Source organism: Streptomyces sp. NPDC094147 (assembly GCF_044764265.1).
Lineage (GTDB): Bacteria > Actinomycetota > Actinomycetes > Streptomycetales > Streptomycetaceae > Streptomyces.
Window position 1 is genome coordinate 23,030 of the sequence record NZ_JBIWHT010000040.1, and the last position, 15,765, is coordinate 38,794.

Annotated in this window: 15 protein-coding genes; 8 read left to right on the plus strand and 7 right to left on the minus strand. The window is 69.3% G+C overall.

The genetic code is table 11. From position 1 onward, the window contains the following. Positions 1 to 406: 406 nt before the first annotated feature. From ACIQ8J_RS32660 to infA, 6 genes are all read left to right on the plus strand, one after another. Positions 407 to 1,816, plus strand: a complete 1,410-nt coding sequence (locus ACIQ8J_RS32660; protein ID WP_403277271.1) for a family 2B encapsulin nanocompartment shell protein — start codon at positions 407 to 409, stop codon at positions 1,814 to 1,816. Positions 1,817 to 1,827: 11 nt separating this feature from the next. After that, positions 1,828 to 3,006 carry a family 2 encapsulin nanocompartment cargo protein terpene cyclase gene (locus ACIQ8J_RS32665; RefSeq protein WP_403277270.1) on the plus strand — a complete coding sequence of 393 codons (1,179 nt, stop codon included), beginning with the start codon at positions 1,828 to 1,830 and terminating at the stop codon, positions 3,004 to 3,006. 47 nt (positions 3,007 to 3,053) lie between these two features. Beyond that, on the plus strand, positions 3,054 to 3,914 hold the full coding sequence (locus ACIQ8J_RS32670; protein ID WP_403277269.1) for a geranyl diphosphate 2-C-methyltransferase: 861 nt from the start codon (positions 3,054 to 3,056) through the stop codon (positions 3,912 to 3,914). A gap of 236 nt (positions 3,915 to 4,150) precedes the next feature. Next, entirely contained in the window at positions 4,151 to 4,483 is a 333-nt protein-coding gene (locus ACIQ8J_RS32675) for a hypothetical protein (protein WP_403277267.1), read from the plus strand. Positions 4,484 to 4,847: 364 nt separating this feature from the next. Beyond that, positions 4,848 to 5,639 carry a GNAT family N-acetyltransferase gene (locus tag ACIQ8J_RS32680; protein ID WP_403277265.1) on the plus strand — a complete coding sequence of 264 codons (792 nt, stop codon included), beginning with the start codon at positions 4,848 to 4,850 and terminating at the stop codon, positions 5,637 to 5,639. Beyond that, on the plus strand, positions 5,636 to 5,860 hold the full coding sequence (gene infA, locus ACIQ8J_RS32685; RefSeq protein WP_046930064.1) for a translation initiation factor IF-1: 225 nt from the start codon (positions 5,636 to 5,638) through the stop codon (positions 5,858 to 5,860). The genes ACIQ8J_RS32680 and infA overlap by 4 nt, the downstream gene beginning before the upstream one ends. A 114-nt stretch (positions 5,861 to 5,974) precedes the next feature. Here the strand turns inward: infA and ACIQ8J_RS32690 are convergent, their stop codons facing one another. From ACIQ8J_RS32690 to ACIQ8J_RS32700, 3 genes are all read right to left on the minus strand, one after another. After that, a complete protein-coding gene (locus tag ACIQ8J_RS32690) occupies positions 5,975 to 6,160 on the minus strand; it encodes a hypothetical protein (RefSeq protein WP_403277264.1) in 186 nt (61 codons plus the stop codon). A gap of 364 nt (positions 6,161 to 6,524) precedes the next feature. Beyond that, positions 6,525 to 8,117, minus strand: coding sequence for a long-chain fatty acid--CoA ligase (locus tag ACIQ8J_RS32695; RefSeq protein ID WP_403277262.1), 1,593 nt, complete (start codon positions 8,115 to 8,117; stop codon positions 6,525 to 6,527). Next, positions 8,114 to 9,700: a class I adenylate-forming enzyme family protein gene (locus tag ACIQ8J_RS32700; protein ID WP_403608041.1), complete on the minus strand. Its 1,587-nt coding sequence runs from the start codon at positions 9,698 to 9,700 to the stop codon at positions 8,114 to 8,116. Before ACIQ8J_RS32700 ends, ACIQ8J_RS32695 begins: the two co-directional genes overlap by 4 nt. Positions 9,701 to 9,901: 201 nt before the next feature. Between ACIQ8J_RS32700 and hemA the strand changes: the two genes are divergently transcribed. Beyond that, positions 9,902 to 11,149, plus strand: a complete 1,248-nt coding sequence (hemA, locus tag ACIQ8J_RS32705) for a 5-aminolevulinate synthase (RefSeq protein WP_403277260.1) — start codon at positions 9,902 to 9,904, stop codon at positions 11,147 to 11,149. Between the two features lie 66 nt (positions 11,150 to 11,215). Here hemA and ACIQ8J_RS32710 read toward each other — a convergent pair whose 3' ends face one another. Then, positions 11,216 to 12,397 (minus strand): acyl-CoA dehydrogenase family protein, encoded by a 1,182-nt coding sequence (locus tag ACIQ8J_RS32710; protein ID WP_403277259.1) that lies wholly within the window; start codon positions 12,395 to 12,397, stop codon positions 11,216 to 11,218. Between the two features lie 205 nt (positions 12,398 to 12,602). Beyond that, a complete protein-coding gene (locus tag ACIQ8J_RS32715) occupies positions 12,603 to 12,950 on the minus strand; it encodes a winged helix-turn-helix transcriptional regulator (RefSeq protein WP_403277258.1) in 348 nt (115 codons plus the stop codon). Positions 12,951 to 13,405: 455 nt separating this feature from the next. Here ACIQ8J_RS32715 and ACIQ8J_RS32720 point away from each other — a divergent pair, with 455 nt between their 5' ends. Beyond that, positions 13,406 to 14,290 carry an NAD(P)-dependent oxidoreductase gene (locus ACIQ8J_RS32720; RefSeq protein ID WP_403608043.1) on the plus strand — a complete coding sequence of 295 codons (885 nt, stop codon included), beginning with the start codon at positions 13,406 to 13,408 and terminating at the stop codon, positions 14,288 to 14,290. Positions 14,291 to 14,416: 126 nt separating this feature from the next. On the opposite strand, the gene ACIQ8J_RS32725 is transcribed toward ACIQ8J_RS32720, so the two are convergent. Beyond that, on the minus strand, positions 14,417 to 15,076 hold the full coding sequence (locus tag ACIQ8J_RS32725; RefSeq protein ID WP_403277298.1) for a 4'-phosphopantetheinyl transferase: 660 nt from the start codon (positions 15,074 to 15,076) through the stop codon (positions 14,417 to 14,419). A gap of 32 nt (positions 15,077 to 15,108) precedes the next feature. Continuing rightward, the coding region (locus tag ACIQ8J_RS32730) for a biotin/lipoyl-containing protein (protein WP_403277256.1) at positions 15,109 to 15,765 on the minus strand (657 nt) is incomplete at its 5' end.

Genomic DNA, 15,765 nt, shown 5'->3' on the forward strand with positions numbered 1-15,765 from the left:
TTTCGTGATCACGAGTCCGCCGGTGGGCAGTCGGCGCGTCAGATCCCTCGCCGTGCCGTGTCAGCCACCGGGAAATCCAGCGGTCCGCTCACAGGCAGCGCTCGGCGTTTGTTGGCGGAGGTTATCGGCCACCTCGCCCGCAGCGTGCCGGGCGACGGGGCTCGTGCACCGCACCGGACCTGCCTACTCGGAATGCAGATCATCGCGGCATAGCGGGCATAGCGACGGCCTCTGGCCGGTTCGAGAGGCCGGGTGGGCCGGGTGCGCCCTGTCCGTTCGGTGGCGCAAATGCGTCGGTGCTCATCCGGCCGCCTCGACCAACATCATCTGACGTTGATTCACTTGCGCCACAGGAGCCTCATGGGGGCTCCTTCTTGATGCGGTCACCCATACGGAAGGGATCAGGATGTCGCAGCCGGAGCAACCCAACCTCTCAGCAGGCCGGGCACAGCTCAGTCTGGGGGTCGCCGCCGCGCGGAACCTGGCGACCACTACCAAGACCGTGCCGCAGATGCAGGGCCTCAGCTCGCGGTGGCTGCTGCGGATGCTGCCCTGGACGGAGGTCAAGGGCGGAACGTACCGGGTCAACCGGCGGCTGGTGTATGAGGTCGGCGACGGCCGGGTGACCTTCGTCCAGGAAGGGGCCGCGGTCAAGGTCGTCCCGGCCGAGCTGGGCGAACTTCCCCTGCTGCGCGGCTTCGACGACGAAGCGGTGCTGAGGGTGCTCGCCGAGCGGTGCGAGCAGCGGGAATACGAACCCGGCCAGGTGATGGCCGAGCAGGGCCAGGCCCTCGACCACGTCTACCTGATCGCGCGCGGCAAGGTCGAGAAGCTCGCCCCGGGGAAGTACGGCGAGGAGAACCGGCGCGGCGTGCTGGCCGACGGCGGGTTCTTCGGCGGCCAGGTGCTGGCCGAGGAGCCGGGCGCTTGGGAGTTCACCGCGCGCGCGATAACGGCGTGCACGGTCCTGGTGCTGCCGCGCGCCGCGTACGAGGAGGTGGCGGCGCGGAACGAACGCCTGCGGGCCCACGTCCTGCGACGCCAGGCCGAAAGGGCGCGGCCGCACAACAAGAAGGGCGAGGCGGTCATTTCCCTCGCCTCCGGCCACAACGGCGAGCCGTTGCTGCCGAGCACGTTCGTCGACTACGAACTCCGGCCCCGCGAGTACGAGCTGAGCGTGGCGCAGACGATCCTGCGGGTGCACAGCCGGGTCGCGGACCTCTACAACGACCCGATGGACCAGATCCAGCAGCAACTGCGGCTGACCATAGAGGCCCTGCGCGAGCGCCAGGAGTCCGAGCTGGTCAACAACCCCGAGTTCGGGCTGCTGCACAACGCCGACTACAGCCAGCGCATCTCCACGCACTCCGGCCCGCCCACCCCGGACGACATGGACGAGCTGCTGAGCATGCGGCGCGGAACCAAGGCGTTCTTCGCCCACCCCCGGGCGATCTCCGCCTTCGCCCGCGAGTGCAACAAGCGCGGTCTCGCGTTCGACACCGCCGAGGTCAACGGCCACCCGGTGCCGGCCTGGCGGGGTGTGCCCATCCTTCCCTGCGGCAAGATCCCGGTCACGGAGCAGGGCAGCTCCGCGATCCTCGCGATGCGGCTGGGCGAGGCCGAACAGGGGGTGGTCGGCCTGCGCCAGACCGGGATCCCCGACGAGTACGAGCCGGGCCTCAACGTCCGGTTCATGGGCATCAATGAGCAGGCGATCATCTCCTACCTGGTCAGCACCTACTACTCGGCGGCCGTTCTCGTGCCCGACGCGCTCGGCGTCCTGGAGAACGTCGAGGTTTTCGGCACGACGTCCTGAAGGAGATTTCCGTGTCGCTGCTGTCCCGCATGACCGCGCCCGCGGCCCGTCACGACGTGGCGCGGCTCGTGGCGACGCTGCTCGCCCAGCACCAGGACGTCCGCCGCCCCGCAGCTTCGGAGCGGCTGCCCGGAACCGCCGTCCGCCGGGAGGGGTTCACACTGCCGTCCGGGCCGACGGGACTGGGCACCTCCGCTGCCCGTATCACGCCCGGGAAACCGGCAGTCGGCGCAGGCGTCCCGGACCTGTACTGCCCGCCCGCACTCCGCGACGACCCGACGCTGGCCGAGGAGGTCAACGGACGCCTGGTGGAGTGGGCCCGGGAGATCGGCCTTTACGCCGGCCGGCTCGACCGCATCCACGCGGCGGACTTCGGGCGCCTGATGATGCTGGCCCACCCCGACACCGACGACCCGGACCGGCTGCTGGCCGCGGGCAAGTGCGCCCTGGCGGAGTGGGCCACGGACGACTACTACTGCGACGACGAGACGATGGGATCCGCGCCGGCGCTGCTCGGCGCGCAGCTCGGCGTCGCCTACGCGGCCATGGACCCCGCCCACCCCCCGGCGCGTTACGTCTCCGCAGTGGAACAGGCCATGCAGGACGACCCGGTGCGGGTCGCCCTGCGCTCCGGTTTCGCGCACCTGGCCCGGTATGCGGACGCGTCCCAACTGGCCCGGCTGCACCACGAGGTCGCCGTCCTGTTCGTTGGCTACGGGCAGGAGGGCTCCTGGCGCTCCCAGGGCCGGATGCCCGCCGTCTGGGAGTATCTGACACACCGTCAGATCAATAGCTTCCTCCCGTGTATCGCGATGACCGACGTGGTGGGCGGCTACGCGCTGCCCGCCGTCGAGTACGCCGATCCACGGGTGCGCCGCGCCGTGACCATGGCGTCCACCGCCGCCACGCTCGTCAACGACCTGTACTCGATGGCGAAGGAACACCACTCGGAGAGTGTGGAGTTCAACCTGCCGACCGTGATCGCCGAGGAGGAACGGTGCTCGCCGCGCGAGGCGGTCGAGCGGAGTGCGGCGATCCACGATGAGCTGGTGCGTACCTTCGAGACGGAGGCGGCGGCCCTGGCCCTTGCGGGCTCACCGCAGTTGCGCCGCTTCCTCGCGGGGGTGTGGGCCTGGCTCGGCGGCAACCGCGCCTGGCACAGCGGCAGCCCCCGCTACAACGGCGCGTGAGCGCCATCCCTCTTACCGACTTACCGAATGTTGCAAGGAGCCCCCTCATGACGACCACTCCCGCCCCCGCCGCTCCCGTCCTGCGCACGGCGTACCAGAAGTCGGTCGCCGACTACTGGAACAAGGAGAAGGACCCCGTCAACCTGCGCCTGGGCGACGTCGACGGCCTCTACCACCACCACTACGGCCTCGGCGACTATGCCCCGTCCGTCCTGGAGGGCCCCAAGGACACCCTCGACGCACGCATCGTCGAGGAACTGCACCGCCTGGAGTCGGCCCAGGCCGACGTCCTGCTCGACCACCTCGGCGATGTGCAGCCCACCGACCGCCTGCTGGACGCCGGCTGCGGCCGCGGCGGCACCAGCATCATGGCCAACGCCCGCTTCGACTGCCGGGTGGACGGCGTGTCCATCTCCGAGGCCCAGGTCGAGTTCGCCAACGGCCAGGCCCGCAAGCGGGGCGTCGACGACAAGGTGCGCTACCACTTCCGCAACATGCTGGACACCGGCCTGCCGACAGGCGCGTTCCGCAGCATATGGAACAACGAGTCCACCATGTACGTGGACCTGTTCCAGCTCTTCGCCGAGCACGCCCGCCAGCTGCGGTTCGGCGGCCGTTACGTTGTCATCACCGGCTGCTACAACGATGTGACCGGCGGCCGGTCGAAGGCCGTCAGCCGCATCGACGAGCACTACACGTGCAACATCCACCCGCGCAGCGCCTACTTCAAGGCCATGGCGGCCAACGGCCTGGTCCCGATGAACGTCGTCGACCTGACGGACGCGACGATCCCGTACTGGGAGCTCCGCGCCAAGTCCTCCCTGGCCACGGGTGTCGAGGACCCGTTCCTGAGGGCGTACAAGGAGGGCAGCTTCCACTATCTGCTGATCGCGGCGGACCGCATTTGATCGGGTGCGCCGGGCCCCGCAGCCGCCATGAGGTGGTTACGGGGCACAGTGCTGTTTCCGTACAGACCTGCGGCAGACCACGAACCGTCCGGCGGGGCCGTTCACGCCGCTGGCTTGGTCTTCAACTCGGCGGTCGAATGATGCCTCGGACTTGATCACTGAACCGCTTTCATCCTGTCCCCGGGGAGGACGCTGCCCGCACTCGCGGCCGGCTTCGGCGTCTCGAAGGAGGAGCCGTGTCCGGTCCGTCGCCAGTCGATCGGCGGAGTACGGGCAGCAAGCACCACCTGATCTGCGACGGCAAGGGCACCCCGCTGCATGTCATCACGACCGCCGCCAACGTCAACGACATCCCAGACCCTAGACCTGGTCGACAGCATCCCCGCCCGTCGCCGGACGACCCGGCCGGCCCCGACGGTCGGCCGGTGCGCCTGGGCGACAAGGCGTGCGACTCGAAGGCTGTGCGCGGTGAGCTGTGCCGCCGCATCCAGGCGGTGATCTCCCGCGAGGGCTCTCCGCACGTCAGGGGCCTGGGCAAGCTCCATCTCCAAGCTCTCGGCTTCGCTTGAGCAGGGGAGACCCCATTCGTCGTTGAGCAGACTTTCGCCCCGCTCCACCTGTTCCAACGCCTCGCGGTCTGCTGGGAACGATGTAGCGAACTCCACGACTCCTTCCTCTCGTTGGCTTGCCGCCTCATCTGCTGGAGACGCCTCAACAAGACCGGATCGTGATCGCGTTACGCGCTCGTAGAAAAGGGTTTGAGCGAGACGGCGCCCCGCCGCTACTGTCGTGGTGGATCGTGAAGTCGTCGTATGGAGGTGAGACCCGTGAACACAGTTACCCATGGGTGCTCCCTCAACCCGTCACGGTCCGACGGCTGACGTTCGGTGTCGCCAGGAGCGCCTGAGATCGAGGCACTCCAAGGAGACTCCGATGAACATGAAGCCTTTCACCTCTGGCCTGAGCGAGAACGCGGTGATGATCACGCGCGTCGCGGACAGGCAATGGCATGCACTGGATGACGACCTGGTGGTCGGCCGCGGGTATGCGGGGCACCGGCCCGACGGACGCTTGTTCGTCAGCATCGACGCCTGGCACGACGCCACCTTCGACCGGCTCGCCGCGGCGATGCTGGCGGCACTGCCGGCGCCGCTGTACACGGTGGTCGACGAAGCCGACGTCGAGCTGACGGCCGGCTGGCGGCGGGCCGGTTTCACGATCCGGCGCCGCGAGTGGGAGTACGTCGTGCCGACCGACCCACAGGTCACAGGGCTCGAAGCAGTCCTGCCGCCTTCGGGCGTTTCGATCGTGCCCGCCGGCCAGGCGGACGAGAGTTTGCTGCGGACGGTGGACCGCGCGATCCGCGACGAAGTCGGGGCGAGCGTCGGGTGGCAGTCGATGCCCGCGGAGGTCATTCCCCGCCCCGAAGGCGACACCATCGTCGACCCGTCGAAGTACGCGGTGGCCGCGGCGCCGGACCGCTACCTGGGGCTGATCCGGGTGGTGACGGTGAACCGGCCGCGCATCGGGCTGGTCGCGGTCCGGGCCGGTGAGCAGCGCCGCGGCATCGCGCGGGCACTGCTGGCCCACGCGCTGGGGACGCTGCACCGCTCCGGGTTCGCCGCGGCCCATGCCGAAGTCCACGAGTCCAACCAAGCGGCCTCGGCGCTGTTCGAGGGCATCGGCGCCCGGCCGTTGAGCAGCAACCTGGAGCTGGTGCGATGACGAAGAACAAGAACGTCATCGAAGTCGAAGGCAAGGTCGTCGAGTGCCTGCGCAGCGCCATGTTCACCGTGGAGCTTGAGAACGGCCACCAGGTGCTCGCGCACATCAGCGGGAAGATCCGCAAGAACTACATCAAGATCTATCTGGAAGACCGGGTGCTGGTGGAGCTCCCGCCGTACGACCTGACGCGCGGCCGGATCGTGTTCCGGTACCGGAACTAGCGGCGGTCGCCACCTTCCGCGGCAGCTGATCCTGGGGCCCCGGTCACGGCGTTTCCGTGACCGGGGCCCTGATGATGGCTCGCACCGCCGCGGCGGCCGCCGCTCCAGCCGCCGTCAGCAGGTCTGGCCCGAGCCGAACCCCAGCTCCAGGGGCAGCAGTTGCCAGTAGAAGTCGTTGTGCAGCACGTACAGGATGCTCTGCAGGCACAGCGGTTCGGCACCAGCCGCGGGCCAGGAGGCTTCTCGGGCCAGGGCGGCAGCAGCGGCGCGACCAACGCCCCGCACGTCATCGTCCACCATCCACGGCCGGGTAGTCACACCATCCCGAACGGTCGCATCGCCACACCGGACACGGCCGAACAGGGCCGTTCAACAGCATCGTGTGACGAGCTCATAGCAGCCGAATCGGCCGCGTATGGGTCCGAGCGCGCGCTACTGACTTTGTGTGCGTGATGTCTTCAGGGTGAGTCCGTTGCGGCGAGCCATCCGTCGATAACGTCGGGTCGCGCACGAGCGTGCCGTCGGCGTCCCCCCCCACGACCTTGCCCCCGGAGGAAGGGCTTCACGCGCCGGGACCCGGAGGCCAGCCTCGCCCCGGACGTCGTCCCGTAGTCGCTCTCGTACGCGCTCGTATGACGTCAACGCGTATGGCCCTGAAGGGATTTCAGTCCCGGCTGCCGCGAGCCCCCCGTCGGCCGGCCGCCCCGGGGCGCGGGGCGCCGCGTTGGGCCGCCAGTTCTCGCTTCAGGATCTTTCCGCTGGGGCCGAGGGGGAACGCGGCCACGAACTCCACCATGCGCGGGTACTTGTAGGCGGCCAGCCGCTCCTTGGCCCAGGCCACGATCTCCTCCGCGAGCGCGGGACCCGGGGCCGTGCCCGGCCGTGTGGACACGACCGCGCAGATCTCCTCGCCGTGCAGGTCGTGGGGGACGCCGATCACCGCGACCTGGCCGATCGCCGGGTGTCGCATCAGCACCTCCTCGATCTCGCGCGGGTAGACGTTGTAGCCGCCCCGCACGACCATGTCCTTCTTGCGGTCGACGAGGGAGAGGTAGCCGTCGGCATCCTTCACCCCGAGGTCGCCCGAGCGGAACCAGCCGTCGACCAGCACCTCGGCGGTGGCCTCGGGGCGGTTGAGGTATCCGGCCATCACGTTGTGGCCGCGGATGACGACCTCGCCGAGCTCACCGGCGGGCAGGAGCTCGATCCGGCCCTCCACCTCGGCTCTCGCGATCTCCACCTCCACACCCCAGATCGGCCGTCCGACCGTCCCGGGGCGGCACGGCCAGGCCTTCTGGTTGTAGGCCACGACCGGAGACGTCTCAGTGAGGCCGTAGCCCTCGTAGATCGGGCAGCCGAAGGCCTCCTCGAACTCCGTGAGCACCCGTACCGGAAGCGCCGAACCACCCGAGAACGCGCGGTCCAGACGAGGGTGGTGCGGCGCACGGGCGACGGCTTCGAGAAGCGCGACGTACATAGTCGGCACGCCCATGAACACCGTGCACTCCTGCCGCGCCATGAGGTCGAGCGCGGCCGCCGCGTTGAACCGCGGCATGAGCACCATCGTGGCACCTGCCCGGAAGCAGGTCGCCATCCCGCAGATCTGGCCGAACGTGTGGAACAGCGGCAGACAGCCCAGCAGGACGTCGTCCTCCCGGAAGTCGAAGGGGGACAGCATGGTGGTGGCCACGTTCATCACGATGTTCTGGTGGGTGAGCATCGCGCCCTTGGGCCGGCCCGTGGTGCCCGAGGTGTAGAGGACCACCGCGAGGTCGTCCGGCAGCCGGGGGACGTGGCGCTCGATCGGTGTGACGGCAGCGGCGAGCGCGTCGAGACGTACGTGGTCGCCGTTCTGAGTCCCCTCCATCACCGTGAGCAGTCGCACCCCGGCGGCCTCGGCGCCCTTGGCGCCCTCGCCCAGCAGTGGGGCCGCGCAGAGCAGTGCGGTGGCGCCCGAGTCGCTCAGGACGTAGGAGATCTCGTCCGCCTTGAGCAGGGCGTGCACGGGCACCGCGACCGCGCCGAGTGCGAGCACGGCGAAGTACGCCTTGGGGAAGTGAGGCGTGTTGGGCAGCAGCAGGGCGATCCGGTCACCGGGCCCGAAGCCCTGGGCGCGCAGCACAGCCGCGTACTGCCTGGCCTGCCGCCACAGCTCGCGATAGGTCAACCGCTCGTCCCCGAACAGGACGGCCGGGTGGGTGGGCCGGCGCTCAGCGGAATCGGCGAGCACGGCCGCCAGCGAGAGAGTGACGCTCACTTGCCGCCCCCGACGGCTTCCAGCAGCGCCCGCCGGTCCGGCTTGCCGGTCTCCCCGAGGGGCAGCTCGGTGTAGTAACCGATGTGCACCGGCGCGTGGTTGTCGGACAGCAGCCCGGCGACGTGCGCGCGGAGCTCGGCCTCGCCGACGGAGGCCTCGTGACGCAGGACCACCGCGGCGTGCACGTGCTCCACCTTCTCCGCGTCGGGGACGCCGAACACGGCTGCCTGGACGACGTCCGGGTGCGAGAGCAGCACGTTCTCCACGGCCGACGGGTGGACCTTGATGCCCCTGGTCTTGATCACATCGGCCAGCCGACCCTGGAGGTGAAGATAACCGCGGATGTCGAAGTAGCCCAGATCGCCCGTGCGCACCCAACCGTCGCGCACTGTGCGCGCGGTGAGTTCCGGCGCGCCCCAGTACCCGAGCATCGCGTAGGGCGACCGCACCCAGACCTCCCCGGTCTCGCCGAGGGGCAGTTCGTGCGGGGCGTGCGGGTCCAGGATGCGGACCTCGGCCGCCGTCGGTCGGCCGACCGTGGCGAGGAGCTCCGTGTCGTGGTGGTCGGCCGGGCCCAGCTCGGTGATGGGGCCGACCTCGGTGGTGCCGTACGTCTGGGTCAGTGCGCTCCCGAAGACCTTGACGGCCTCGGCCAGCCGAGTGGGCGAGGCCGGGCAACCGGAATAGGTGAGCGTGGTCAGGCTCGACACGTCGTATCTGCCCGACGCGGCCTGGTCGAGCAGCATGTACAGCTGCGGCGGAGAGACCGTCATGCGGGTCACCCCGTGTGTCTCCACCGCCGTGAGCGCCGTGGCCGGGTCGAACCCCGGCTCCAGGACCACCGTGCCACCGGACACCAGCGCCATGTCGGCGACCGCGCCGCTCGTGTGGCTCAGGGGCAAGGTGGACAGATAGACCGTGCCGACGTCCTTGGGCAGTCCGGTGACGGCGCTTTGGCGCACCCCGAAGGAGACGGTCACGCCCTTCGGGGTGCCGGTGGAGCCGCTGGTGTACGTCACGGTGGCGGGCTCGTCGGGTTCGATCCGCACCACCGGCACGCCGTCGAGGCCGCCTTCTTCGTCGGCGCGCGGCGCGGAGCCGTCCGCCAGGTCGAGCACGTCGACGCCGAGCGCGCCGAGCCCGACGAGCTCGGGGGCGTCCGAAATCCCGCCGCACAACTGCCTCGCCAGCATGAGGTGGTCTGCGTCAACGGCCAGGAATGTGGCGCCCGTCGCGGCGAGGATCTCCCGCCGGGCCTGGGTACCGATCCGGTCCAGCGGGTCGACCGCGTTGGCGGTCTGCAGATGGACCACCGTCGCGCCGATCAGATTGGCGGCGTACCGCAGCACCAGGGTGGCGGGGGAGTTGGTGACGGTCAGCAGGCCCACGACCGTCCGCGCCGACTGGTCCGTCCGCTCGCTCCGGCGGCGGTGCAGGGCCCGAGCGGTGGCAGTCACCGTGCGGATGAACTCGCCGGCGGTGACCGGGTTGCCCTGGAACCACAGGGCAACCCGGCCGGGGCTCGCGGACAGCGCACTCAGGATGTCACGGACGTAATGTGCGCCGATATCGTTCTCGCTCACCGCGAACTCCCGTCAGCCAGGCCGGACTTGCCTGCGGAGCATGTCATGGCGAGCCGCGTCGAATTCAACCGATGCTCCAGCGACCGCTCTTCAGTCAGTAACTGAACCCGGTGGGCTGATGGTTACCCGGCGCTGGACGTTCCGGAGATAGCTTTTCCGCACCCCCAAATATCGCTACACCAGCCGGAGAGTGACACACCCATGGCTCAACACCTGGAAATATTTTCGCGTCAGCTGGACGAACTGGCAGACAGTAAACGGGAGTTTCTGGAGATCGGCCGACTGGCCGGACGCTTTCCGGCCGCCAGTGTCCGGGGAACGCTGGAAAGCGACGACTCCGAAGCCAACATCTGGTGCAGCAACGACTACCTCGGGATGGGGCAGAACCCGTTGGTGCTCAAGGCGATGAAGGAAGCGATCGACCAGTTCGGGGCCGGTTCCGGCGGGTCGCGGAACATCGGCGGTACGAACCACTACCACGTGCTGCTGGAGAGGGAGCTCGCGGAACTGCACGGCAAGGAGGATGCCCTGCTGTTCACCTCCGGATACACCGCCAACGACGGTTCCCTGACCGTCCTCGCGGGCCGCCTCGACGGCTGTGTCGTCTTCTCCGACGAGTTGAACCACGCGTCCATCATCGACGGGCTGCGCCACAGCGGCGCCGAGAAGCACATCTTCCGCCACAACGATGTCGAGCACCTCGAAGAGCTCATCGCCGCCGCCGACCCGACCCGCCCGAAGCTGATCGTCCTGGAGTCCGTGTACTCCATGTCGGGCGACGTGGCGCCGCTCGCGGAGATCGCCGAAGTGGCGCGGCGCCACGGTGCGATGACGTTCCTCGACGAGGTGCACGCGGTCGGGATGTACGGCCCCGAGGGCGCGGGCATCGCCGCGCGGCTCGGTATCGCCGACCAGTTCACCGTGGTGATGGGCACGCTCGCCAAAGGCTTCGGCACCGCGGGCGGCTACATCACGGGCCCCGCGGAGCTGATCGGGGCGGTCCGCAGCTTCTCGCGGGCCTTCATCTTCACCACCTCGCTCCCGCCGGCCATCGCCGCCGGTGCGCTCGCCGCGGTCCGCCATCTGCGTTCCTCCGAGGAGGAGCGCGACAAGCTGTGGGCCAACGCGCAGCTCATGCACCGGTTGCTCACGGAGCGGGAGATCCCCTTCGTCTCCGACAACTCCCACATCGTCTCCGTTTTCGTGGGGGACGAGAAGAAGTGCAAGGAGGCCTCCGACCTGCTGCTCACCCGGTACGGAGCCTATGTGCAGGCGATCAACGCCCCCAGCGTACGAGCGGGTCAGGAGATCCTGCGGGTCGCCCCGGGCGCCGTGCATTCCACGGACGCGGTAGGGGACTTCGTCGAGGCCCTGGACCAGATCTGGGAGGCGCTCGACATCCCGCGGTCGACGACGTCGCTGCACGCCGAGGTGCTCGGCCGGCGCTGATGCAACGGCGAAGGCCCCTGTCCCGCAGGAGATCTCCTCCGGGACAGGGGCCTTCGCCGTTGCGTGTCACAGCAAGGGCGTCTCCGGGTCCAGGCCGAGGATGACGCGGCCGTAGACCTCCAGATTGGCGCTCAGCAGGATCCAGCCGTGCAGCGAGAGGCCCTGGATGTCTCGGTGGAAGCGCTGGAGCGGCACATCGCGCTTGATGACGGAGGCACCACTGGCGTTGTAGAGGATCTCCACCGCTTCCTTGGCGAGCTGCACCGCGTACGCGCTGTGCCCACGGATGGCGGCGCGCTCCTCCAGCGTCGGCTCCTCGCCGGCGTCGGCCCGCCCCTGCAGCGTGCGGTACATCTCGGCGGCGAGCGCCTCCGCCGCGGCGATCTTGCTCGCGGCGGTCGCCACCTGGATCTGGGTGAGCGGGTGCTCCTTCTGCTCGGTCCAGGAGGTGTAGCTGATGCCGCGTCCAGGGAGCCGCTCCAGGAACAGCTCGTAGGCGCCGCGGGCGATGCCGATGAAGGTGGAGACGGCCTGCGAGAACAGGAAGCTGTAGAGGCCGTAGCCACGCCCGGCGGGCGGCGGGGGCAGCTCGATGCCGGCCTCCATCGCGGCGATCGCCTCGGAGGGGATGACGACCCGGTGCGCCGGTACGAAGACATCCTCGGCGGTCGCCGTGGAACTGCCGGTGGCCGCCAGGGCGGAGGTGTGCCAGTCGTCCTCGAAGGAGAACTCCGAGATCGGCACCATGGCGATCGCGTCGTCGAGCGTCCCGTCCGGCCGCTCGACGTACGCGAGCATCATGTTCCAATCCGCCCCGTGACAGCCGGAGTTGAACCCCCACTTGCCGTTGAGGGTGTACCCGTTCTCGGTCGGCGTGAGCGTGCCGGTCGGGCTGAAGCCGCCGGAGACCCGGACGTCGGGCTTGGCGAACACCTCCCGCTGGATCTCCTCGGGGTACAGCGTCACCATCCACGCGCTGGACACCCAGACCATGGCGACCCAGCTGGTCGACGCACAGCCGGTGGCGATCGCCGCGAGGACCTTGGACTGCTCCTCCAGCGAGAAGCCGAGGCCGCCGAACTCGCGGGGAGTGGCCATCCGGAACACCCCGGCCTTGTCCAGGAGGTCGAGGTTCTCATCGGGCAGCCAACGCCGGTTCTCGGCATCGAGGCCGTTTTCCCGGAGTTTGGGGACGATGTCCCGCACGGCATCGAGTACGGACGCGACATCGAATTCGGTGCTGACCATTCAGGCTCCTCAGTCGTTTGCCTGCACAAGGGTTGCGTCGGCCGATATCGGGTCTGCCCATTTCCCGGCGGACACACCGATAAGCCTTCGGAAGCGGCTGCAATCCTCGCAGGGCGGAGTCCGGCTATGGTCATGCGCCGGTAACCTCGGAACCCTCTTGTTCAACGAACCCCCGGCTTACCCTCCGATGAGGATGCCCGGGGGATCAGACGCCTTCGCGCACCGGCTTGGCCCGCTCGGGCAGATACTCCCGGCCCCAGGCACCAAGTGGCCGGAGAGCGATGTTGAGCGCGGTGCCCCGCGGCGTCAGGGAGTACTCCACACGCACCGGCGGCTCTTCGTAGGACTCGCGGTGGACGATGCCGTCCGCCTCCAGCTCCCGAAGGTGCTGGAACAGCACCTTCTCGCTGACGCCGGGGATGAGTCGCCGCAACTCGCCGAAGCGGCGGTCCTGTTCGGCGAGCGCCCACAGGATGACGACCTTCCACTTGCCGCTGATCACTTCCACCGCGGCATCCAGCCCGCAATGTGTCGGCCTGACTCTGACGCTCATGATCCCACCCCGCTGGCTGACGGTTCACGCTCCCAAGTGCACGCACACTGCGTGCGCGCCGGTAACCCCAGGGTAATGCAAAGGCGTTGGCAAGACAGGTGGTGTGCACGGGGGTGGCTGATTCCACGGCCCGGGAAGTCGTTCCAGCCACCCGGGACGGCGCCCGTGAGGGGACTCGGCGAAGGACCCAGCAGGTGGGAAGCAGCCGTCGCTCATCCGTCGGTAATTGACCGGTAATCAAAGGCCCTTGGCGTCCCCGATTAGCGCCGGATTACCTTTCGATTCCAGGGCTGCGCCCCGGGCACGCACTTTGCAGTAAGTGCTTGAGCGGCCCCAGATGCCGGTATAGCCTGCAAACGCGTGCTTAACGAGTGGGCCCTCGTCGGTCGTTGTCGTTGTCGGGCCCTCGTATGCGGTGCGATCCCTGAGAAATAGCTAGAAGGAGCGTGGTTGTGGTGGCCGATGAAAATCGTGCGCCCGTTTCAGTTATAGGTCTGGGCATGATGGGTGCCGCGCTCGCCGGTGCGTATCTGAAGGCCGGTCACCGGACGACCGTGTGGAACCGTTCGGCCGGCAAGGCGGACGCCCTCGTCGAGCAGGGCGCCACGCGGGCCGGATCCATCGCCGACGCCGTTGCCGCGAGCGACATCCTGGTCGTGTGTGTCGTCGACTACGACGCTCTGTACGCGATCCTGGAGCCGGTCAAGGAGTCGTTGTCGGGCAAGGTCCTGGTGAACCTCACCTCCGGCCTCCCCGAGGACGCGCGCGGCGCGGCCAAGTGGGCCGACAAGCTCGGTGCGGAGTACCTGGACGGCTACATCATGACGGTCCCGCCGGCCGTCGGCCTGCCGCAGACGCTGCTGTTCTACGGCGGCTCCCAGGCGACCTTCGAGGCCCACGAGTCGACGCTGAAGGTGCTCGGCGGCAACAGCGTGTTCCTCGGTCCGGACGCGGGCACTGCCGCGCTCTACGACCTGGGTCTGCTGGGCATCCTGTGGGCGAGCCTCACCAGCGCGCTGCACGCCTACGCCCTGGTCGGCAGCGAGAACATTCCGGCCGCGGCGCTCGCGCCGTACGCGGAGGCCTGGATCACGCATGTGGTCCTGCCCAGCGTCAAGGGTGCCGCGCAGGCGGTCGACGCGGGTGAGTACGCCACGTCCATCTCCACGGCCGCGTTGAACGCGGTGGGGCTGAAGAAGATGGTGGAGGCCAGCAAGGCGCAGGGCATCCGGCCGGATCTGATGGTCCCGATCCAGAAGTTCCTGGAGAAGCGGGTGGCCGACGGTCACGGCGACGAGGCCCTGGCCAGCATGTTCGAGGTCATCAAGAACCCCGAGTAGGGGCCGCGGCCGGCGGATCGCTCCTCGACGGCCGGTCGGCCCACGCCTGGCACGGTGGCTCCCGCCGTGCCAGGCGTTCGTGCGCTCCGGGACCGTGGGCGCGACCCAGTGCCCCGCTGGACGGCTTCAGTTCCGGCGGGGCAGGCAGACCGCCGTGGCCACCAGCCCGTCGCGGGCCAGCCACCGCCCGCTGAATGCGTCCAGCCGCGCGCCGGCCACCAAGGGTCCGGGCAAACGGAGTTGCGCGCGGAATGTCCCCTCACCCGGGTCGAAGACGAGCTCTGCGTGCTCGAACCCCAGGGGACGGCGCGCCAGCGGGAACCACGCCTTGTAGACGCTCTCCTTGGCGCTGAAGAGCAGCCGGTCCCAGCGCACCTCCGGCCGGCCGGCGGCAAGCCCGGCCAGGTGCCGACGCTCCCGGGGAAGCGACACCGCCTCCAGGACACCGTCCGGCAGTGGTTCATCGGGCTCGGCGTCGATCCCGAGGGCCAGCACCTCCCCGGTCCGGGCGACGGCGGCCGCCCGGTACCCGGCGCAGTGCGTCATGCTGCCCACCACCCCTGGGGGCCAGCGCGGTTCCCCGCGCGGCCCGCGCAGGATCGGCGCGGGCGGAACACCCAGCTGCGCCAGGGCCTCCCTGGCCAGGCGGCGTACGGTGGTGAACTCGCGCCGTCGTTCGAGGACCGCGTGCGCCACCACCGCCTCCTCCTCCGGCAGGAGCGGGACCGGCGTGTCGCGGAAGGCCTCGCCGTACGCCACGGAGGGCGGCGTCAGCTCCGCGAGCAGGGCCCCTGCGCCGTGGCCGGTCCGATGTCTTCTCACTCCTTGATTTCGCAGATGGTGGCACCTGCGGAGACGGTGGCGCCGGCGTCGGCGGTGAGGCCCTTGATCGTGCCGGAGCGGTGTGCGTTGAGTGGTTGTTCCATCTTCATGGCTTCCAGGACGACGACGAGGTCGCCTTCCTTGACTTCCTGGCCTTCTTCGACGGCGACTTTGACGATCGTGCCCTGCATGGGTGAGGCCAGGGCGTCGCCGGAGGCGGCCGAGCCTGCCTTCTTGGCGGCGCGGCGCTTGGGCTTGGCGCCGCCGGCGGCCGCGGTGCGGGCCAGGGACATGCCGAGTGAGGAGGGCAGGGAGACTTCGAGGCGCTTGCCGCCGACCTCGACGACGACCGTCTCGCGGCCCGGCTCCTCGTCCGTCTCCACATCGGCCGGAGCCGTGAACGCGGGGATCTCGTTGACGAATTCGGTTTCGATCCAGCGGGTGTGGATGTGGAAGGGGTCGGTGGTGAAGGCGGGGTCGGTGACGACCGCGCGGTGGAAGGGGATGGCGGTGGCCATGCCTTCGACGGTGAACTCGGCCAGGGCGCGTGCTGCGCGTTGGAGGGCCTGTTCGCGGGTGGCGCCGGTGACGATGAGTTTGGCGAGGAGGGAGTCCCAGGCGGGGCCGATGACCGAGCCGGATTCGACGCCCGC

Coding starts and splice junctions, on each gene's coding strand:
- ACIQ8J_RS32660 (WP_403277271.1), top strand. CDS start 407: ATGTCGCAGCCGGAGCAACCCAACCTCTCAGCAGGCCGGGCACAGCTC.
- ACIQ8J_RS32670 (WP_403277269.1), top strand. CDS start 3,054: ATGACGACCACTCCCGCCCCCGCCGCTCCCGTCCTGCGCACGGCGTAC.
- ACIQ8J_RS32680 (WP_403277265.1), top strand. CDS start 4,848: ATGAACATGAAGCCTTTCACCTCTGGCCTGAGCGAGAACGCGGTGATG.
- infA (WP_046930064.1), top strand. CDS start 5,636: ATGACGAAGAACAAGAACGTCATCGAAGTCGAAGGCAAGGTCGTCGAG.
- ACIQ8J_RS32690 (WP_403277264.1), bottom strand. CDS start 6,160: ATGGTGGACGATGACGTGCGGGGCGTTGGTCGCGCCGCTGCTGCCGCC.
- hemA (WP_403277260.1), top strand. CDS start 9,902: ATGGCTCAACACCTGGAAATATTTTCGCGTCAGCTGGACGAACTGGCA.
- ACIQ8J_RS32710 (WP_403277259.1), bottom strand. CDS start 12,397: ATGGTCAGCACCGAATTCGATGTCGCGTCCGTACTCGATGCCGTGCGG.
- ACIQ8J_RS32715 (WP_403277258.1), bottom strand. CDS start 12,950: ATGAGCGTCAGAGTCAGGCCGACACATTGCGGGCTGGATGCCGCGGTG.